This window comes from Pseudonocardia sp. DxW (assembly GCF_058448985.1).
The window spans coordinates 228,535-248,266 of sequence record NZ_JBZFLK010000001.1 but is presented as its reverse complement, the minus strand read 5'-3'; the positions used below and the strand labels follow the sequence as shown (position 1 = coordinate 248,266).

Sequence of the window (19,732 nt, the reverse complement as noted above, 5' to 3'; positions counted from 1 at the left end):
GCCCTCACCAGCCGAGCCGGTGGGTGAAGTGCTCGTCGAACAGCGGGGCCATGCTCTCGGCATAGGTCGCTGTCAGGTGGTTGTCGTCCATGTAGACGAGCACGTTCCCGATCTCGCTGGGGCAGAAGTCCGGCTCGCAGATCGCCGGGGCGGTGTCGACGAACGAGACGTTCGGCGGGACGTCCGGGAGCAGTGCGTACGGCGGCAGCGGGGCGTAGACGTCCTCGCGGGGCATCCCGCACTCCTCCGCGTGCCTGCCCTCCCGGCCGATGCACTCCGGCACGAAGAACGGCGGCCGCGGGTTGTCCCGGACGGCCACCACGGACACGCCGGCGTCGTCCATCCTCTTCCAGGCGTCCACGAAGCCCTGCGGGGTTACCTCGGTCAGGCCGGGCCGGACCTCGCGGGTGGCGAGCGTGACGACGGCGTCCGGCTGCTGCTCGGCCAGCTCCTCGGCCACCTCGGCGTTCCACTCGGCGCAGCCGTTCTCGGCCCACTCGGACTCGGCGGTCGTCGAGAACGGGCAGGCGCCGCGGAACATGCCGAGGATCTCCCAGTTCCGCTCGGCGGCGACCGGCATCAGCGACGCGACGTACTGCTGGGCGTGCGAGTCGCCGACCACCGCGATCCGCCGCTCGGCCGGTTCCGGGCCGGGCGCCGGGATGGTGCACAGGTGCACCTCGGGCCGTTCGATCGGGTCGCACAGCCAGGTCCCGCGCCGGTAGCTCCAGTCGTCACCGGCCTGCACCAGGGACGGCGCGAGGGCGACCGCCGAGCCCGGCTCCCCGCCGAGCCCCGCGTACTGCACCCCGGCGGTCAGCGCGGCCGCCCCGGGGTGCGTCGGCGACCCGATGTCGACCTCGACCGACGAGCGGGCGGCGGCCACCCCGTACCAGGCGCCGGCACCGAGCAGGACGACCAGCGCGAGCGCGCCGCCGGTGCGCAGCGCCCGCCGCACGTCCAGCGCCGCGATCGGCTGCTCGACGAACCGGTGGGTGAGCCAGGCCAGCACGAACGACGCCGCGATCACCGCGGTGCCCGCGGCCGCCCCGAGCCGGTCGGCGCCGGTGTACACCAGCGTCAGCACCAGGATCGGCCAGTGCCACAGGTACAGCGGGAACGAGATGTCGCCGATCCGGCGCAGCACCGGGCCGGAGAGCAGCCGGTCCACACCCAGCGGGTGCCCGGAGCGCCCGGCGACGAGCACCATCGCCGCGGCGAGCGTCGGCCACAGCGCGGCCCAGCCGGGGAACGCCCGGTCCACCTGCAGCAGCACGCCGCAGGACACCAGCGCGATGACGCCGAACCAGCCGAGCGCGGCCCGCGCGGGCGGGGTGAGTTCCGGCCGGTCCTCGATCCGGGAGATCCACAGCGCGAGCAGGCCGCCGAGCGCGAACTCCCAGAGCCGGGTCAGCGAGTGGAAGTAGGCGAGCGGCTGGTTGACCAGCGTCAGGTACACCGAGTACGCCAGCGACGCCCCGCCGACGACGACCAGCGTGCCGGTCAGCCGGGCGTGCAGGTCGGCGCCGTCCCGCCGGGCGGCGACCGCGACACCGGCCACCAGCAGGGGCGCGACGAGGTAGAACTGGCCCTGGATGGACAGCGACCAGAAGTGCTGCACCATGCTCGCCGCGTTGTTCATGGCGGCGTAGTCGACGGCGTTGTTCGCCAGCTCCCAGTTCTGCACGAACAGCAGCGACGCGACGGTCTCCCGGACCGTGGGCAGCCACCGGCTCTCCGGGAGCAGGAACGCGCCGGCCGCGATTCCGGTGCCCAGCACCACGGTGATGGCGGGGAGCAGCCGGGACATCTGCCGCCGCCAGGTCGCGAGCAGGTCGATCCCGCCGCGGCCGGCCGCGCGGTACAGCCCGCCGACGATGAGGAATCCGGTGATCAGGAAGAAGACGTCCACGCCGCCGGAGACGCGATCGAACCAGATGTGGTAGACGACGACCAGGAGGACCGCGAGTGCGCGCAGTCCCTGGAGCTCGGGCCGGAACCGGGACCCCGAACCGCCGCCGCTCGTGGCGGCGCCGGTGCGGGCGTGCGCTCCACCGGGGGAGGTCACGAGCGGGGAGCTCCTCTCGGCCACGGACGTTAAAGCAGATATTACTTTCCACAACGGGAAAGGCGGTCGGCAGGTTCCCCCTGCCGACCGCCGTCACAGTCGTGGCCCGGAACGACACGCCACCCCGATGGGGTGAGTCGCCGGTCAGTAGCCGATGTACCCGCCGTTCGCGCCGGTCCGGCCGCCCGCCGCGAGGGTGTCGATGCCGTACCGGTCGATCATGTACCGGACACCGGCGGTGATGTTCGCGATCGGGTGGGTGATGTCCTCGTGCGCGAAGTCCGGGTGCACGTACGCCGCGAACGTTGACGGGATGACCTGCATCAGGCCTTCCGAGGGGGTGCCACGCAGGGCGTTGGAGTCCCAGTTGTTGATCGCGCTGGGATCGCCGTTGGACTCCTTCATGATGATCCGCTTGAGCCCGGTCGCGTAGGACTGCGACAGGCCCATGTGGTCGAGCGCCTCGGCGATCCAGGCGTCCACGCCGCCTTGCGCGATCAGCTCCTGGAGCCGGGCCTGCTCGGCCTCGCGCTGGGCCTGTGCCTCGGCCGCCAGGCGGTGCTCCTCGGCGATCCGGTCGGCGATCTCGCGGGCCTTGCCCATCGAGGCGATGTCGCCGTCGTCGGCCGGGGCGGCCGCCTGCAGCGCACCGGTGGCGGCACCGGAGTGCTCGAACGAGACCGGGCTGAAGTACCCGGACGGGCTGCCGTCGGAGGTCGCCGTCGCGGACGGGATCGTCGCCGAGTACGCGGCGAGGGTCGTCGCGGTGGTCGACTCCTCGGCCTCGGCCTCGGTGGCCGTCCCGTCCAGCGTGGTCGGGACGATCGTGGCGAACGCGCCGGAGGCGAGCACGCCGAAGGCGGCGCCGGTGGCCGCTGTCGCGGTCCCGGCACGGCGGGCCGCGTGTGCGGCCCCGGGGGAGCGGACGGTGCGGGCACCGGGTGTTGCTGTCACTGCGGGATGGGTCGCCACGGGTCGGGGGAACACGCGGCGGCCACCGGGGGAGCGGTGTCCTGGCAAGGGTTGCCCTTTCACGATCAACGGACGGCACCGAGCACCGAGCGGCCGGGTCGGGGGTCCCGGGCGAGCCGGTCGGGGATTCCGGCTCCTGGCCCGCTCGTGATCGGACCGTGATGACTTACGGATCACCGTAGAGGGGTCCGCCCGGCAGGTCCAGCCCCGGGGGTGTCGGTCGCCGCGCCGCAGGCACCGCTCACCGAGAAATCGATCTTGAGGGCGGCTGCGGGGCAACCCGGCGGACGGCCGGTCCGCACCGACGGGCGGATGTCGCCGCAGGTGGCCGGAGCGCGACGAACGGCATGATGGTGAACTGAGCTTCAGGATCGGACCGGGAGTCGGACGGTGTCGGAGGGGGTGGAGGAGATGGAGTCGGGCGATCTCCTGACGATCGGCGAGATCGTCGAGCGGAGCGGCTTCCCGCACTCGGCGCTGCGCTACTACGAGCGGGAGGGGCTGATCTCGGCGAGCCGCACCTCGGGCGGGCAGCGCCGGTACCGCCGCAGCGTGCTGCGCAGGCTGGCGTTCGTCCGGGCGGCCCGCTCGCTCGGCATCGGGCTGGACGAGGTGCGGGCCGCGCTGGACTCGCTGCCCGCCGAGCGGACGCCGACCCGCGCCGACTGGTCGCGGCTGTCGAAGGCCTGGCGGGGCAGGCTGGACGAGCAGATCGAGGCGCTGACCGCGCTGCGCGACGGCCTGGACGGCTGCATCGGCTGCGGCTGCCTGTCCATGACGACCTGCCGGCTGGTCAATCCCGACGACGCGGCGGCCGTCCAGGGCGACGGCGCGCGCCGGCTGCCGCCCGCGCTGCGCAGGCCGCCGGTGCACGGACGGTGAGCCCGGTCGCCGGGGCCTCCCGCAGGCGCGTCCGGCTGCCTAGGCTCGGTGACCGTGACGGATCTGGTGCCGGACCGCTGGCTGACCTTCGACGGCCTCGCCAACGCCCGTGACGTCGGCGGCCTCCCGCTGGCGGGCGGTGGGCGGGTGCGGCCGGGTGTGCTGCTGCGGACCGAGTCCCTGGAGGGGCTCAGCCCGGCCGACGTCGCCCGGCTGACCGGCGAGCTCGGCGTCGTGCAGGTGCTGGACCTGCGCAAGGACGAGGAGCTGCTGATCAGCGGGGCGGGCGCGCTGGCCGGTGCCGGGATCACCGTGCACCGGCTCAGCTTCATCCCCGACTCCGGGCGCGGTCTGCCCGAGCTGGGCGAGGACGCCGACCCGATGGTCGGTCACTACCTGGCCTACCTCGGCGACCGGGGCGCGAACGTGGTGACCGGGGTCCGCCGGATCGCTGAGCGGGAGACCGGCGCGACCGTGGTGCACTGCGCGGCCGGGAAGGACCGGACCGGAGTGCTCGTCGCGCTGGTGTGCTCGGCGGTCGGCGTCCCGCGGGACGAGGTGGTCGCCGACTACGCGCTCTCGGCGACCCGGATCGACGCACTGTTCCGGCGCTGGACGACCGCCGCCGGGCAGCCGATGCCGGCCCCCGAGGAGATCGACCGGCACCGGCCGCGGGCCGAGGTGATGCAGACCTTCCTGCAGCTGCTCGACGAGCGGTACGACGGCCCCGTCGGCTGGCTCCACGAGCACGGCCTGACCGAGGGCGAGCTGGCCACACTCCGTTCCCGGCTTCGTGACGAAAATACCGGCTGAGCTGCCGGTTCACGGCACCAGCACGACCTTCCCCCGGGTCCGCCGGGCCTCCAGGTCGGCGTGCGCGCGGGCCGCGTCGGCCAGCCGGTAGCGGCTCACCACCGGTGACCACCGGCCGTCGGCGAGCCGGGCGAGCGCCCGCTCCTCGAGCCGGCGCAGCCCCAGGGCGAGGACCGGCGGCCCGAGCGCCACGGTCACGGTGAGCGCCCGCTCCCACAGCTCGTCGGCCCGGAACGGCGTCGGGGTGCCCGCCGACCAGCCGTGCAGCAGCACCCGGCCGCCGGGGGCCAGCAGCTCGAACGCACCGCGGCCGGCGTCGCCGCCGACGCCGTCGAACACCAGATCGACGCCGCGGCCCCCGGTGTGCCTGCGGGCGGCGTCGGTCCAGCCGGGCCGGTCGTAGGCCAGCGGGACCACCCCGTCCGGCAGCGGTCCGGCGGCCCGGCCGGAGCCGGCCGCGGCGAGCACCGTCACGCCGTCGGCGGCCAGGGCCTGCACCAGCAGCGTCCCGATCCCGCCGGCCGCGGAGGTCACCAGCGCGGTCTCCCCGGCCCGCGGCCGGGCCAGCTCCAGCAGACCCTCGGTCATCCGCCCGGTGCCGAGCACGGCCACCGCCGCCGCGGCGTCGACACCGGCCGGCAGCCGGTGCAGGTCGCCGGCCGCGGCGACCGCGACCGCGGCGTACCCGCCGGACCCGCCCGGGCCGAGATGGCTGCTGACCCGGGTGCCGAGCAGGCCCGGATCGACGCCCGGCCCGATCGCGTCGACGACGCCGGCGACCTCCCGGCCGGGGACGGTGGGCAGGGCGGGTGCCGGGAACGGTCCCCGGTCGCCGCCGGCGCGCAGCGTGGTGTCCACCAGGTGCACCCCGGCCACCTCGACCCGGATGCGCACCCGGTCCGGGCCGGGCTCGGGATCGGGGACCTCGCGCGGGACGAGGACCTCGGGTCCTCCGTGGTCGTGCTGGACGATGGCGAGCATGCGGACCTCCGGCCGTCGCGGGCTGACCGGAGGAGCGTGCGACCTGAAGCCGACGTCAGGTCAAGGGATCAGGGCAGTTCCTCGATCGGGACCAGCGGGTCCAGCTTGCGCAGGGTCCCCGGGTCGCCGGTGACCGCGGGCCAGCCGCGCCGGCGGGCGGCCGAGACGACCTGGCCGGTGGCGATGTCGTCCAGCCCCTGGGAGGCGAGCAGCAGGCCGGCCTCCTGCGCGCTCTCCGGGGAGAGGTCGTGGATCACCGTGTTCGGCAGGCCGAGCAGGACCTGCAGCGCCGCGTGGTGCTCGGCGTCGACCATCGACCAGGCGCGGCCGAGGGCGGTGCTGGGCACCGCGAGCACGATGCCCTCCTCGACGGCGGCCCAGACGAGGGCCCGCATGTAGACGGGGCGACCGGTCGCGAAGGCCGCCAGAGCCGAGGCATCGAGAACTCGTCCGCCGATCATCGCGCGGCTCAGCCGACGGCCACGGGCGGGATCGGGCGCAGCGAACGCCGCGCCGCATCCAGCTCATCGGCCGGCGGCGGGCCGCCGTAGAGGCTCGCCAGCGTGGCCAGGGACCGGTCCCGGTCCTGCCGGGCCTGGACCGCCTCCGCCACGTAGGCGGACAGGCTCGCTGCTGATCCGCGGGACACCGCGTCCCGCGCTTCCGCTACCAGCTCGGCCGGCAGCGTGACCGTCACCCGCTCGCTGCGCATACCGGAATGGTACTCGCTGCATACCGGACCGGCCATGGCGGCACGCCGGGGTGGCAGGTTACCGGCGGGTATGCAAGATTGCGGCGAGGGACAGCGGCGACTCAACGCAGAACGGGTGCGACACATGGACCTGACCTTCACCCCCGCCGAGGAGGAGTTCCGCAGCGAGCTGCGCTCCTGGCTCTCGGCGCACATCCCGCAGGAGTGGACCCGGCCCGGCTTCTGGGAGTCCCTCGGCGACGACGAGAGCTTCCGGCTGCGCCGCGACTGGGAGCGGGACAAGGCCGACGCGGGCTTCGCCGGGATCCAGTGGCCGACCGAGTACGGCGGCCGCGGCGGCACCCCCGGCATGAAGGCGATCTACGACGAGGAGACCGTCCGCGCGCACGCCCCGCGCACCGTCAACCCGCTCGGGCTGGCGTTCCTCGCGCCGACCGTGATGGCGATCGGCACCGACGCGCAGAAGAAGGAGATCATCGGCCCGCTGCTGCGCAACGAGGTGATCTGGTGCCAGGGCTTCTCCGAGCCGGGCGCCGGGTCCGACCTGGCGGCACTGTCGACACGGGGCGTCCGGGACGGCGACGGCAGCAGTGACGACTTCGTCGTCAACGGGCAGAAGGTCTGGACCACCAACGCCGTGCACGGCGACAAGATCTTCACCCTGGTCCGCACCGAGCCCGGATCGGCCAAGCACCGCGGCATCAGCATGCTGCTGATCGACATGGACCAGCCCGGCGTCACCGCACGGCCGCTGAAGCAGATGAGCGGGGCCAGCGAGTTCGGCGAGGTCTTCTTCGACGACGCCCGGGTCCCGGCCACCGACTGCCTCGGCGAGATCGGCGACGGCTGGCGGACCGCGATGCTGCTGCTCTCCTTCGAGCGCGGCGCGTCCGGCATCTCCCAGTACACCGAGTTCCGCAGGCAGTACGACGAGATCGTCGCGGTCGCCCGCACCCTCGGCCGGGACGCCGATCCGGTGGTCCGCAACGAGCTCGCCAGGGTGCTCACCGAGCTGGAGTGCCTGCGGCTGCACTCGATGCACGTGCTCACCCAGGTCGAGCAGGGCCGCGATCTCGGCTTCGAGGCGTCGATGACCAAGCTGCAGTGGTCGGAGGCGTTCCAGGACCTCTGGGAGGTCTACGACCAGATCCTCGGCGCCGACGCCACCCTCGACACCCTGGGCGGGTGGGACGGCGGCCCGGTGACCGACCTGCGGGCGATGCACGCCCAGGCCATGTGGTCCCGTTCGGTCACCATCTGGGGCGGCTCGTCCCAGGTCCAGCGCAACGTCACCGCCGAGCGCGTGCTCGGCCTGCCGCGGTAGAGGGGTCACCGTGTACTTCGCACTCACCGACACCCAGCGCGAGTTCGACCGGGCCGTGCGCGACTACCTGGCGCAGCGGTTCGACCTGGCCGCCGTCCGCGAGGTGGTGGACGCCGGCACCGCCACCGGCACAGCCGGCGCTGCCGACACCGCCGACACTGCCGGCAACCCGGCGTCGCTGTGGGCCGCCGCCGGCGAGCAGGGCTGGCTGGCCGTCACCGTCCCCGAGGAGCACGACGGTCTCGGGCTCGGCCTGGTCGAGGCCCAGGTGATCGCCCGGGCGCTCGGCGCCGGGGTGGCGCCCGGGCCGTGGCGGGGCACCGTGCTCGCCGCCGAGGCGATCCGGCTGGCCGGCTCCGACGAGCAGCGCGCGGCCTGGTTGCCGCGGCTGGCGGCCGGGGAGGCGGTCGGGGCGTTCGCGTCCCGCGGCTCCGCCGCCGGCGGCCTGCCCGCCGTCGAGTACGGCGCGATCGCCGACGTCGTGGTCGCCCCCGCCGAGGACGGCGTGCCCGGCCTGGTGCTCCTCACCGGCGCGTCGGCGACACCGGTCGGCTCCTACGACGGCACCACCCGGCTGGCCACCCTGACCGGCGGCCGCACCGAGCCGTTGCCGGGGGCAGGCATCGATGTCGCCCGCGACCTGGCGGACCGGGCGACCGTGCTGGTGGCCGCCGACCTGGTCGGCGTCGCGCGCGAGGCGCTGGACCGGACCGTCGCCTACGACCGGGAGCGCGAGCAGTTCGGCGTGCCGGTCGGCTCCTTCCAGGCGATCAAGCACGCGCTGGCCGACCTGCACGTCGGCGTGACGATGGCCGAGCACGCCGCGCTGTACGCCTCGTACGCGGTGCAGGAGGGGCTCGACGGTGCCGATCTCGCCGTCGCCGTCGCGAAGGCCAAGGCCAACGACGTCGCGCTGCAGGCGACCGCGGCGATGATCCAGTACCACGGCGGGATCGGCTACACCTGGGAGCACGAGGCGCACTTCTTCTACAAGCGCGCCCGCCGGCTGGCCGGGCAGTGGGGCGATCTCGCGGTCACCCGCGAGCGGATCGCGACGCTCACGATCTGACGCCGCCGGCACCCGGCCCGTCGACAGTGGACCGGGTTCGGCGGTTCGCGCCCGGTGTCCGAAATCGACCCCGGCGAACGGCGGCACCGGCTGGGCCGGAGGGACCGCCGCCCCCGGATCGGGTGCAACGTGGACTCGCGGAGCGGCCCGGTCCGTGGGACCGTCGATGTCATGGCCCCTGTCACACCGGTCAACGCGACCGCCGCCGCACTGCTCGGACTGCTGCACGGCGGCCCGATGACCGGCGGGCAGCTGGTCACCGCCGCCGGCGAGCGGTTCGGGCTGTTCTTCTCGGTGACCCGCAGCCAGGTCTACCGGGAGCTGCCCGCGCTCACCGAGGAGGGACTGCTCCGGCTGGGCAAGCAGGGCCCGCGGGCGAGCCAGCAGTACGTCGTCACCGCGGCGGGCAAGCGGGCGTTCAAGGCGTGGCTGGCCGCCGGCGGCGACGCCGACGCGGTCCGCAGCCCGCTGGTGCTGCGGCTGCTGCACGCCGGGTCGCTCACCGTGAAGCAGCGCACCGAGCTGCTGCGCGCCGCCCGCGAGGCCTACACCGAGCGGCTCGCCGAGGCGCGCGCCGCCGCGAAGGCCACCACCGACCCGTACGGCAGGCCGGTCGCGGACTTCGCGGTCGCCCACACCCGCGCGATGATCAAGCTGATCGACGCGGTGCCCGAGGACTGAGCGGCCCCGCACGCCGCGTACCCTCGGTCGGCGTGAACCCCGACGTCCAGGCCGACCTGAAGGACCTCGACACCACGCTGTCCAGCATCGAGGCCGTCGCCGACGTGCCCGCGCTCCGGCAGGAGATCGAGGAGCTGTCCGAGCAGGCGGGCCGGCCGGACCTCTGGGACGACGTCGACGCCGCCCAGAAGATCACCAGTCGGCTCGCGCACGCCCAGGGCGAGCTGCGCAGGCTCGACGACCTGCGCCGCAGGCTCGACGACCTCCCGGTGCTCTACGAGCTCGCCGAGGACGAGGGCGACGCCGCCGCGATCGCCGACGCCGACGCCGACCGGGCCCGGCTGCGGTCCGAGATCGCCTCGCTGGAGGTCCGGACCCTGCTGTCCGGCGAGTACGACCAGCGCGAGGCGCTGGTGACCATCCGCGCCGAGGCCGGTGGGGTGGACGCCGCCGACTTCGCCGAGATGCTGCTCCGCATGTACCTGCGCTGGGCCGAGCGGCACGGCTACGGCACCGACGTCTACGACACCTCCTACGCCGAGGAGGCCGGCATCAAGTCGGCCACCTTCGCGGTGCACACGCCGTACGCGTTCGGCACGCTCTCGGTCGAGGCGGGCACCCACCGGCTGGTCCGGATCTCGCCGTTCGACAACCAGGGCCGCCGGCAGACCTCGTTCGCCGGGGTCGAGGTGGCCCCGGTCGTCGAGGTCACCGACCACGTCGAGATCGACGAGAAGGACCTGCGGGTCGACGTGTTCCGCGCGTCCGGGCCGGGCGGCCAGGGCGTCAACACCACCGACTCCGCGGTCCGGCTCACCCACATCCCGACCGGGATCGTGGTGGCCTGCCAGAACGAGCGCTCGCAGCTGCAGAACAAGGCGTCGGCGATGACGGTGCTGCAGGCCAAGCTGCTGGAGCGGCGCCGGCAGGAGGAGCGCGAGCTGCGCGACTCGTTCAAGGACGCCGGCTCGTCCTGGGGCAACCAGATGCGCAACTACGTGCTGCACCCCTACCAGCTGGTGAAGGACCTGCGCACCGAGCACGAGGAGGGCAACCCCTCCCAGGTGCTCGACGGCGAGATCGACCAGTTCATCGAGGCCGGCATCCGCTGGCGCCGTCAGCAGGCCGACGCGTCGTGAGCCGCGGTTCCCGGGCGTCGCTCGCCGTCCGCTGCGCGGTGCCCGCCGTGCTGGTCCTGCTGCTCGCCGGCTGTACCGGCGGTGCCCCCGGAGCGGAGCAGGACCAGCCGCCCACCCCGCAGGAGATCGTGACGGCGGCCGGGACGGCGCTCGCCGAGGCCGGGACGGCGCGGGTGGCGGTCACCCTGGACGGGCCGACCGGTCCGCTGAGCGGCGGCGGCCCGGTCCGCTTCGACCCGTTCGCCGCGGACCTGACGGTCGCGCTCGGCACCCGCGGTGCGCACGTCCGGGTGCTCGACGACGACGCCTGGCTCCGGCTCGGCGGTGCCGAGCAGTGGCAGCCGGTCTCCACCGGGCTGCTGCCGGTCGGCGCGCTGACCGGGGCGCTGCACGCCACGTCCGGCCTGCGCGAGGTCACCGAGCAGGGCCCGGCCGAGGTGGACGGCGTCCCGGCGCTGCACTACACCGGCACCGTGGACCTGGCCGCGGCCCGGGACGCCGCGCCCGGCCCGGCCGAGGCGACCCGGCTCGACGAGCTCGCCGGGCTGGTCTCGCCGCGTCCCGGGTTCGACGCCTGGCTGGGCGCCCCCGGCACCCCCGACGAGGGCAGGCTGCTGCGGCTGCAGCTGGTGCCGGCCGAGGCCGCCACGGGAGCGATCACCCTGACGTTCGCCGAGCCCGGCCTGCCGGTCGACGTCACCGCACCCTGATCCCCGCGTGTCGTCACCGCTCGTGCACAGCGGGCGGCGGTACCGTCCCGCTCCGTGATCGAGCTGCAGGACGTCAGCAAACGCTATCCGGCGTCCGGGCGTCCGGCGCTGGACCGGATCTCGCTGACCGTCGGCGCCGGTGAGTTCGCGTTCCTGATCGGGCCGTCCGGATCCGGCAAGTCGACCCTGCTGCGGTTGCTGCTGCGGGAGGACGTGCCGACCTCGGGGACCATCCGGGTCGACGGCCGCGACGTCGCGCGACTCCCGCGGCGCAAGGTGCCCGGGCTGCGCCAGCGGATCGGCTGCGTCTTCCAGGACTTCCGGCTGCTGCCCAAGCGCACCGTGGCGGGCAACGTCGCGTTCGCGCTGGAGGTGCTGGGGCGCAGGCCCGCCGAGATCCGGGCCGCGGTCCCCGAGCTGCTGGAGATGGTCGGGCTGCAGGGCAAGGCCGAGCGGATGCCGCACGAGCTGTCCGGCGGCGAGCAGCAGCGGGTGGCGATCGCCAGGGCGTCGGTGAACCGGCCGCCGCTACTGCTCGCCGACGAGCCCACCGGCAACCTCGACCCGGACACCAGCCGGGAGATCATGCAGGTGCTGGAGCGGATCAACCGCGGCGGGACGACGGTGCTGATGGCCACCCACGACGACTCCATCGTGGACGCGATGCGCCGCCGGGTGATCGAGCTGTCCGACGGGACGGTGCTGCGCGACGAGTCCCGCGCCGTGTACGGGGCGGGCCGGTAGTGCGCCCCGCACTGCTCACCCGCGAGGTCTCCGCCGGCCTGCGCCGGAACGTCACGATGACCGTCGCGATGGTGCTGACCACCGCGGTCACCCTGATGTCGGTCGGGGCAGGGCTGCTCGTGCTGCGCACCATCGACGACATCTCCGCGCTCTACACCGACCGACTGGAGATCCAGGTCGCGCTGACCGCCGACGTCTCCGGCTCCGATCCGGACTGCTCCGGCCCGGCCTGCGCGTCGATCCGGTCGGCCGTCGAGACCGCGCCGGGCGTCGCCGCGGTGACGTTCGAGTCCCAGGAGGAGGCCTACACCCGGTTCCGGGAGCTGTTCGCCGGGCAGTCGGTGGCCGACGTCGCCCGGCCGCAGTCGCTGCCCGCCACCCTGCGGGTGACGCTCACCGACCAGGAGGCCGGCCCGGCCGCCGTCCGCGCCGCGGTCGCCGAACGGCCCGGGGTGCGCGGCGTGATCGACCAGCGCGACGTCGTCGGGACGCTGTTCGACTTCCTGAACGGCGTGCGGAACGTGGCGTTCGCGCTGGCCGTCGTGCAGGCGTTCGCCGCGGTGCTGCTGATCTCCAACACGGTGCAGGTGTCGGCGTTCACCCGGCGCACCGAGGTGGGGGTGATGCGCCTGGTCGGGGCCACCCGGTGGACGACGCAGCTGCCGTTCCTGGTGGAGGCCGCGATCGCCGGCGCGATCGGCGGCGCGCTCGCCGGGCTCGGGCTGGTGGCGGCCAAGTACGCGGTCGTCGACGACCTGGTCGCGGCGATCGGGCAGGCCGGGGTGATCCCGCCGGTCCGGCTGTCCGACGTGCTGCTGGTGTCGGCGCTGCTGGTGCCGGTCGGCGCCGTCGTCGCGGGCGTCACCGGGTACGTGACGCTGCGCGCTTATGTGAAGGTCTGACGTCGGTGGTCACGGGTACCCTGGCCGCATGAAGGAACAGGGCCGGAAGGTGATCGCACAGAACCGTCGGGCCCGGCACGACTACGCGATCCTGGAGGAGTTCGAGGCCGGGGTCGCGCTCAAGGGGACCGAGGTGAAGAGCCTCCGTCTGGGCCGGGCGTCGATGGTGGACGCGTTCGCCACCATCGACGACGGCGAGGTGTTCCTGCGCGGGCTGCACATCCCGGAGTACGTCCGCGGGAGCTGGACCAACCACGAGCCGCGGCGCACCCGCAAGCTGCTGCTGCACCGCGGCGAGATCGACCGGCTGATGGGCAAGACCCGCGAGGGCGGGCTCACCCTCGTCCCGCTGTCGCTCTACTTCAACGACGGCAAGGTCAAGTGCGAGCTCGCGCTCGCCCGCGGCAAGAAGGACTACGACAAGCGCCGCGATCTCGCCAAGAAGGACGCGCAGCGGGAGATCGCCCGCGCCGTCGGCCGTGCGGCGAAGGGGCGGGCGCGCAGCCTGCGCTGAGCGGCGGCGCCGGTCCGGCACCGCGCCGGTGGTCCGGCCGGTCCGGCACCGCGCCGGTGGTCCGGCCGGTCCGGCACCGCGCCGGTGGTCCGGCCGGTCCGGCACCGCCGGGCCGCCGGTGGCCCGGCCGATCCTCGCGCACCGGCCTAGGGTGGACCCCGTGGATCTTCCCGCGCCACCCCGCGACGACGCCGACGTCCCGCGCTGGACCGCCGAGCTGGGCCTGCCCGGCCTGGTCGACGTGCACGTGCACTTCCTGCCGGAACGCATGCTGGACAAGGTGTGGGCCTACTTCGACCAGGCCCGCACGCACTACGGCACGGACTGGCCGGTGCAGTACCGGCTGCCCGAGCAGCAGCGCTACGAGGTGCTGGAACGGCTCGGCGTGCTCGCGTTCGCGCCGCTGACCTACCCGCACAAGGCGGGCATGGGCGAGTGGCTGACCGGCTGGGCGGGCGAGTTCGCCGACGCCCACCCGCGGGCGGTCCGGACCGCGACGCTGTTCCCGGAGCCGTCGGTCACCGACTACCTGGGCCGGGCCGTCGAGGCGGGCGCCCGGATGGTCAAGGTGCACGTCCAGGTCGGCGCGTTCGACCCGCGCGATCCGCTGCTGCGCGACGCCTGGGGGCTGCTCGCCGAGGCGGGCGTCCCGGCCGTCGTGCACTGCGGGGACGGCCCGATCCCGGGGAAGCACACCGGGCTCGGGATCTTCGCCGAGGTGCTCGAGGCGCACCCGTCGCTGCGGATCGTGCTGGCGCACGCCGGCATGCCGGACTTCCGCGGGGCGCTGGAGCTGCTGGAGCGGTTCCCGAACCTGGTGCTGGACACGACGATGGTCGGCACCGCGTTCTCCGAGCGGATCGCGCCGCTGCCCGCGGACTGGCCGGCCCGGCTCGCCCGGTACCCCGGCCGCGTCGTGCTCGGGTCCGACTTCCCCAACATCCCCTACCCGTACGCCGAGCAGCTGGCCGCGATCCACGACTGGGCGGCCGCCGAGCCGCGCCTCGGCGCGGCCTTCCTGCGCTCGGTGCTCTACGACGCGCCGGCCGAGCTGCTCGGCGTCCGTGATCGGCTGCCGTCCCCGACCTCCCAGGAGCACCCGTGGTGAACCCGCAGAACGACCCGACCGGCGGCGCCGCGCCGTCGGAGCCGGTGGACATCGCGATCTACGGGGCCACCGGTTTCGTGGGCGGGCTGACCGCCCGCCATCTCGCCGAGCATGCGCCGCCCGGGCTCCGGATCGCGCTGGCCGGCCGGTCCGAGGCGAAGCTCGCCGCGACCAGGGCGGGTCTGCCGGCCGCAGCCCGGGAGTGGCCGTTGATCGTCGCCGACTCCGCGGACCGGGCGGCGACCGACCGGCTCGCCGGCGCCGCCCGCGTCGTCCTGACCACGGTCGGCCCGTACGCGAAGTACGGCAGCCGGCTCGTCGAGTCCTGCGCCCGGGCCGGCACGCACTACGCCGACCTGACCGGCGAGGTGCTGTTCGTCCGGGACACCATCGACCGCTGTCACGGCGTCGCCGAGTCCACGGGGGCCCGGATCGTGCACTCCTGCGGCTACGACTCGATCCCGTCCGATCTCGGGGTGTGGCTCGCGCACACCGCGGCGACGGCCGACGACGCCGGCGGGCTCACCGAGGTCCGGACGGTCGCCACCATGCGCGGCGGGGTCAGCGGCGGCACCATCGACTCGCTGCGCGGGCACATCGACGCCGTGCGCGCCGATCCGGCGCAGCGGCGGCTGGCGGCCGACCCGCACACGCTCAGCCCGGACCGCTCCGCCGAGCCGACCCCGTCCCAGCCCTCCGATGCCGGACGGCCCGCGCGGCTCGACGACGGCACCTGGACCGCGCCGTTCGTGATGGCGTCGCACAACACCCGCATCGTGCGCCGCTCCAACGCGCTGCTCGGTCACGCCTACGGGGCCGGCCTGCGCTACGGCGAGCTGCAGGGCTGCGGGAAGGGCCCGGCCGGTGCGCTCGCCGCGGCCGGGATCACCGGCGGGCTCGGTGCGCTGGTCGGCGCCTTCATGGTCCCGGCGGTCCGGCCGCTGCTCGACCGGGCACTGCCGTCGCCCGGTGCGGGACCCTCGGAACGGACCCGGGAGCGTGGCTGGTTCCGGATGGACGTCCGGGCCCGGACCGAGTCCGGCCGCCGCTACCGGGTGACGGTCGCCGGACCGGGCGATCCCGGCTACGCAGCGACCGCGGTGATGCTGGGGGAGAGCGGGATCGCGCTCGCCACCGGCGGCGCGGCACTGCCCGGCCGGGCGGGGTCGCTGACCCCGGCGACCGCGATGGGGGACGTGCTCGTCGACCGGTTGCGGGCGGCCGGGCACACCTACCGGGTGGCGCCGGGGTGAGCCGGGACGGGGCCGTGCCGGCCGGTCGCCCCGTCCATCGCCGCACCCCGGCCCGGGCCGCCGCGCCCGGAGCGGAACCGGAATGATCCGCGGGGCGCGGGGCGTTATGCTGTGCGTCCGCGCGGGTACGTCCGGGCGGACACCAGGTGGACACCTACCTGACCAGGGGGTGAACGGTTTCGACTCCGATCGTTGATCGAGGTGAAGCGTGCCGAGGAAGGCGACGATGATCTCGTTAACCATGCGTCGCAAAAAAATAAGTGCCGACAACAGTCGCACTGCCCCGCAGAGCGCTTACGCGCTCGCTGCCTGATCACCAGGTAGGGGCTGTCGGGCCGGAGGCGTCCCCGCTCCGGATCCCGGCATCATTCAGGGGACTCACCCTGCGGCTCGGCCGCGGAGCCGCAGGGGACATCTCACAGCGGCTGGGATCGTCACACCGGCTTGTTCGCGTGACCGGTGGATCCGAGTAGAGACGAAGCGAACTGCGCACGGAGAAGCCCTCGTGAACCGACGGAGGACCCGGGTTCGATTCCCGGCACCTCCACCACCACTGCGGCGGCCCCGTCCCGGACCATCCGGGACGGGGCCGCCGTCGTTCCTGCGGGACGGGTGGTGCGGTGGGACCCTGGTGGCATGCATGTCTCCGTGGACAAGGATCTCTGCATCGGTGCCGGGCAGTGCGTCGTCACGGCACCGGACGTGTTCGACCAGGACGACGACGGCATCGTCGAGCTGCTGACCGAGCACCCCGCCGAGACCGACCGGGACGCGGTCAAGGAGGCCGAGCACGTCTGCCCGGCGCGGGTGATCGCCGTCGAGGACTGAGTCCGTCGGAGCCCGGGCCTCGGCCGGGCACCGGGTGTCTGGTGGCCGCGCGGGTACGCCGCGCTGCCCCGGTCGCCGGGTCGCTGTCGTGTGCCGTGCTGCCGCGGTTGCCGGGGCTGTCTGCCCGGGGCTGTCATCTGCGGTGCTGCGCGGTGCTGCGCGGTGCTGCCCGGTGCTGCTGCCGGTGGTGCGCTGCTGTGCTGCGTCAGGCGATCCCGACGCCGATCAGCATGCCGACCAGGTAGGTCGCGCCGGCTGCGATGGCGCCGAACGCGAGCTGGCGCAGGGCCGCGCCCCACCACGTCCGTGACGTGAACCGCGACGTCAGTGCCCCCGCGACGAGCAGGCCGAGACCGCCGACGGCCAGGCCGAGGGCCAGCGACGAGAAGCCGAGCAGGAACGTCACCAGCGGGATGATCCCGCCGACCACGAACGCCGCGAACGACGACGCCGCGGCCACCCACGGCGACGGCCTGCTGTCCAGGCTGATGCCCAGCTCCTGGGTGAGGTGCACCCGCAGCGCCAGCTCGGGATCGGCGTGCACCTCCCGGGCGACGGCGGCGGCCGTCTCCTCGGACAGGCCCATCTCGCGGTAGGCCCGGGCAAGCTCGTACTGCTCGGCGCGCGGGTGCCGGCTGAGCTCCCGTCGCTCGACCGACGCCTCGGCGTCGACGGCGTCGTTCTGGGTGCCGACCGACGCGAACTCGCCGAGCGCCATCGAGAAGGCCCCGGCCACGACCCCGGCCATCCCGGTCAGCACGATCAGGTCGCGGTCGGCGCCGCCGCCACCCACCCCGGCGATGAGCGCGATCGTGGTCACGAGGCCGTCCATCGCGCCGAACGTCGCCGCCCGCAGCCAGCCGCCGGACACCCGGTGACCGTGGTCCTGTTGGTGCTCGGCGAGTTCAGCGGCCAGTTCCGGATCCTCCATGAGCCGTGATGATAGGCCGGTGACCTGCGCGGACAAGGTCGTGAACGGGTGGCGTCGATGGCGCGGAGGGGACCGGCTGCCAGCCCCGGCGCCGGTGCCGGTGCTCATGCCCGGCGTCGTCACCGGCGTCCGGCCACAGCCGCGCCGGTGGGACCGGCACGACCGGCACGACCGGCACGACCGGCACGACCGGCACGACCGGCACGACCGGCACGCCCGGCACCCCCGGGCATGTCCGGCCCCCCCAGCATCCGCGGCATCTGTGGCGCCCCGGGCGTCCTCGGCATCCGTGGCGTTCCCGGTGTCCCAGGCGTCCCTGAAGTCTGCAGCGTCCCAGCGTTCCCGGCGTCCCCAGCGTCCCGCGATTCTCAGTGTCTCCGTTGTCGCCCGTCTCCGTTGTCGCCCGTCTCCGTTGTCGCCCGTCTCCGTTGTCGCCGGTGTCCGCTGTGGCATCGCCCGGGCCGGTCCGGCGCGCGGTTCCGCTCGGCCGGCTCGACACTGGATCAATGGCGAGCATCTCCCGCACCCCGGAGCGTCGGTCCGGCCCGGACGACGACCGGGCCCCGTTGTGGCTGTTCGCCGATCAGCTCGGACCCCACGTGTGGGACACCGACGAGCACGCCGGCCGGGAGATCGTCCTCGTCGAGTCGGCACGGGCGCTGGGCCGCAGGCGACACCACCGGCAGAAGCTGCACCTCGTCCTGTCGGGGATGCGGCATCTCGCCGACGAGCTCGGCGACCGGGTGACCCTCCTGCGCACCGAGACCTACCGCGAGGCGCTGGAGCGGATCGGCAGACCCGTCGTCGTGCACCAGCCGACGTCGTTCCCGGCGTCGGACATGGTGCGCCGGTTCCGGACGGAGGGCCTCGTCGCCGGGATCCGGCCGACACCGACGTTCGCCCTGTCGAAGGAGGAGTTCGACGACTGGGCCGGTGACCGGGACACCTTCCGGATGGAGGAGTTCTACCGGGCGCAGCGGGAACGGTTCGACGTGCTGGTCGACGGCGACGGTCCGGTCGGGGGAACCTGGAACCTCGACCGGGAGAACCGCGAGCCCCCGCCGAAGGGTGCGACGTCGCTCGGGGTCACGCCGCCGTGGCAGCCGTCCGAGGACGGGATCGACGAGCAGGTCAGGGCCGAGCTCGACGCGGCACCGTGGCCCATGACCGGTTCGGACGGTCCCCGGCGGTTCGCCGTGACCCATCGCGAGGCGACGACCGCGCTGCAGCACTTCGTCCGGCACCGGCTCGACCCGTTCGGCCCCTACGAGGACGCCGTGCTGGCCGGGGACTGGGCGATGGCGCACTCGCTGCTGTCGGTCCCGATGAACCTCGGCGTGCTGCACCCGCTCGACGCCGTCCGCGCCACGGAACGTGCCTATCACGACGGCACCGCCCGGCTCGCCAGCGTCGAGGGGTTCGTCCGGCAGGTCCTGGGGTGGCGGGAGTACGTGTGGCAGCTGTACTGGCGGTTCGGCCGCGGCTACACCCGGCGCAACCAGCTGCGGGCGCGCTCGCCGCTGCCGGACTGGTGGGCCGATCTCGACGCCGACGCGGTCACCGCGAGATGCCTGTCGTCGGCACTCGCCGACGTCCGGGACCGCGGCTGGACCCACCACATCCCGCGCCTGATGATCCTCGGCAACCACGCCCTGCAGCGTGGATACCGGCCCGCGGAGCTCAACGAGTGGTTCGCGACCCGGTTCGTCGACGGTTTCGCCTGGGTGATGCCGGCCAACGTGATCGGGATGAGCCAGCACGCCGACGGGGGCCGGATGGCCACGAAGCCGTACTCCTCGGGCGGCGCCTACATCGACCGGATGACGGACTTCTGCGGTGGCTGCGCGTTCGACCCGAAGGTGCGGGTCGGGGAGAACGCCTGCCCCTACACGGCCGGCTACTGGCAGTTCGTGCACCGGCACCGTGACCTCATGGCGGCGAACAACCGGACCGCGCGGGCCGTCGCCACGATGGACCGGCTGAAGGACCTCGACGACCTACTGGAACAGGAGTTCGCCCGCGAGCAGTACTGAGCCCCGGAGACGGGGTCGGTCGCACCGGGAGCGCCGGTCCGGACGTCCGGTCGCGCATGGCCCGCGCA

At 74.2% G+C, this 19,732-nt stretch carries 20 protein-coding genes and 1 other RNA gene; 15 read left to right on the top strand and 6 right to left on the bottom strand.

The window, feature by feature from the left end:
- Positions 1–4: 4 nt before the first annotated feature.
- The gene (locus ACVJO7_RS01195) at positions 5–2,068 is read right to left on the bottom strand and encodes an acyltransferase family protein (protein WP_491671337.1); all 2,064 of its coding nucleotides are present in this window, start codon (positions 2,066–2,068) and stop codon (positions 5–7) included.
- 144 nt (positions 2,069–2,212) lie between these two features.
- Positions 2,213–3,022: a transglycosylase SLT domain-containing protein gene (locus tag ACVJO7_RS01190; protein ID WP_491671336.1), complete on the bottom strand. Its 810-nt coding sequence runs from the start codon at positions 3,020–3,022 to the stop codon at positions 2,213–2,215.
- A gap of 429 nt (positions 3,023–3,451) precedes the next feature.
- Between ACVJO7_RS01190 and soxR the strand changes: the two genes are divergently transcribed.
- Positions 3,452–3,922 (top strand): redox-sensitive transcriptional activator SoxR, encoded by a 471-nt coding sequence (gene soxR / locus ACVJO7_RS01185; protein ID WP_344022810.1) that lies wholly within the window; start codon positions 3,452–3,454, stop codon positions 3,920–3,922.
- 54 nt (positions 3,923–3,976) lie between these two features.
- Positions 3,977–4,735 carry a tyrosine-protein phosphatase gene (locus tag ACVJO7_RS01180; protein ID WP_491671335.1) on the top strand — a complete coding sequence of 253 codons (759 nt, stop codon included), beginning with the start codon at positions 3,977–3,979 and terminating at the stop codon, positions 4,733–4,735.
- A gap of 9 nt (positions 4,736–4,744) precedes the next feature.
- On the opposite strand, the gene ACVJO7_RS01175 is transcribed toward ACVJO7_RS01180, so the two are convergent.
- The 3 genes from ACVJO7_RS01175 to ACVJO7_RS01165 form a co-directional block, all read right to left on the bottom strand.
- On the bottom strand, positions 4,745–5,716 hold the full coding sequence (locus ACVJO7_RS01175) for a zinc-binding dehydrogenase (RefSeq protein ID WP_491671334.1): 972 nt from the start codon (positions 5,714–5,716) through the stop codon (positions 4,745–4,747).
- 68 nt (positions 5,717–5,784) lie between these two features.
- Positions 5,785–6,177, bottom strand: coding sequence for a hypothetical protein (locus ACVJO7_RS01170; protein ID WP_358485837.1), 393 nt, complete (start codon positions 6,175–6,177; stop codon positions 5,785–5,787).
- An 8-nt stretch (positions 6,178–6,185) separates the two neighbouring features.
- Positions 6,186–6,428, bottom strand: coding sequence for a ribbon-helix-helix domain-containing protein (locus ACVJO7_RS01165; RefSeq protein ID WP_344022507.1), 243 nt, complete (start codon positions 6,426–6,428; stop codon positions 6,186–6,188).
- A gap of 124 nt (positions 6,429–6,552) precedes the next feature.
- Between ACVJO7_RS01165 and ACVJO7_RS01160 the strand changes: the two genes are divergently transcribed.
- The 12 genes from ACVJO7_RS01160 to ACVJO7_RS01105 all read left to right on the top strand — a co-directional run bounded on the left by ACVJO7_RS01160 (position 6,553) and on the right by ACVJO7_RS01105 (position 16,700).
- Positions 6,553–7,752 (top strand): acyl-CoA dehydrogenase family protein, encoded by a 1,200-nt coding sequence (locus ACVJO7_RS01160; RefSeq protein WP_491671333.1) that lies wholly within the window; start codon positions 6,553–6,555, stop codon positions 7,750–7,752.
- Between the two features lie 10 nt (positions 7,753–7,762).
- Positions 7,763–8,821: an acyl-CoA dehydrogenase family protein gene (locus ACVJO7_RS01155; protein WP_491671332.1), complete on the top strand. Its 1,059-nt coding sequence runs from the start codon at positions 7,763–7,765 to the stop codon at positions 8,819–8,821.
- Between the two features lie 171 nt (positions 8,822–8,992).
- Positions 8,993–9,502 (top strand): PadR family transcriptional regulator, encoded by a 510-nt coding sequence (locus ACVJO7_RS01150; RefSeq protein ID WP_344022513.1) that lies wholly within the window; start codon positions 8,993–8,995, stop codon positions 9,500–9,502.
- Between the two features lie 32 nt (positions 9,503–9,534).
- Positions 9,535–10,641 (top strand): peptide chain release factor 2, encoded by a 1,107-nt coding sequence (prfB, locus tag ACVJO7_RS01145; protein WP_344022515.1) that lies wholly within the window; start codon positions 9,535–9,537, stop codon positions 10,639–10,641.
- Positions 10,638–11,351, top strand: a complete 714-nt coding sequence (locus ACVJO7_RS01140) for a LolA-like protein (RefSeq protein ID WP_491671331.1) — start codon at positions 10,638–10,640, stop codon at positions 11,349–11,351. Before prfB ends, ACVJO7_RS01140 begins: the two co-directional genes overlap by 4 nt.
- 54 nt (positions 11,352–11,405) lie before the next feature.
- Entirely contained in the window at positions 11,406–12,095 is a 690-nt protein-coding gene (gene ftsE, locus ACVJO7_RS01135) for a cell division ATP-binding protein FtsE (protein WP_491671330.1), read from the top strand.
- Positions 12,095–12,997, top strand: a complete 903-nt coding sequence (gene ftsX, locus ACVJO7_RS01130; protein WP_358485826.1) for a permease-like cell division protein FtsX — start codon at positions 12,095–12,097, stop codon at positions 12,995–12,997. The genes ftsE and ftsX overlap by 1 nt, the downstream gene beginning before the upstream one ends.
- A 28-nt stretch (positions 12,998–13,025) precedes the next feature.
- A complete protein-coding gene (gene smpB, locus ACVJO7_RS01125; protein WP_344022523.1) occupies positions 13,026–13,511 on the top strand; it encodes an SsrA-binding protein SmpB in 486 nt (161 codons plus the stop codon).
- Between the two features lie 151 nt (positions 13,512–13,662).
- Positions 13,663–14,619, top strand: coding sequence for an amidohydrolase family protein (locus tag ACVJO7_RS01120; RefSeq protein WP_491671329.1), 957 nt, complete (start codon positions 13,663–13,665; stop codon positions 14,617–14,619).
- Positions 14,616–15,872, top strand: coding sequence for a saccharopine dehydrogenase family protein (locus ACVJO7_RS01115; protein WP_491671328.1), 1,257 nt, complete (start codon positions 14,616–14,618; stop codon positions 15,870–15,872). The genes ACVJO7_RS01120 and ACVJO7_RS01115 overlap by 4 nt, the downstream gene beginning before the upstream one ends.
- A gap of 165 nt (positions 15,873–16,037) precedes the next feature.
- Positions 16,038–16,422, top strand: a transfer-messenger RNA (tmRNA) gene (gene ssrA / locus ACVJO7_RS01110).
- Between the two features lie 86 nt (positions 16,423–16,508).
- A complete protein-coding gene (locus ACVJO7_RS01105; RefSeq protein ID WP_344022529.1) occupies positions 16,509–16,700 on the top strand; it encodes a ferredoxin in 192 nt (63 codons plus the stop codon).
- 205 nt (positions 16,701–16,905) lie between these two features.
- On the opposite strand, the gene ACVJO7_RS01100 is transcribed toward ACVJO7_RS01105, so the two are convergent.
- Positions 16,906–17,631, bottom strand: a complete 726-nt coding sequence (locus tag ACVJO7_RS01100; RefSeq protein WP_491671327.1) for a VIT1/CCC1 transporter family protein — start codon at positions 17,629–17,631, stop codon at positions 16,906–16,908.
- A 506-nt stretch (positions 17,632–18,137) separates the two neighbouring features.
- Here ACVJO7_RS01100 and ACVJO7_RS01095 point away from each other — a divergent pair.
- Positions 18,138–19,664 (top strand): cryptochrome/photolyase family protein, encoded by a 1,527-nt coding sequence (locus ACVJO7_RS01095; RefSeq protein ID WP_491671326.1) that lies wholly within the window; start codon positions 18,138–18,140, stop codon positions 19,662–19,664.
- Positions 19,665–19,732: the final 68 nt, after the last annotated feature.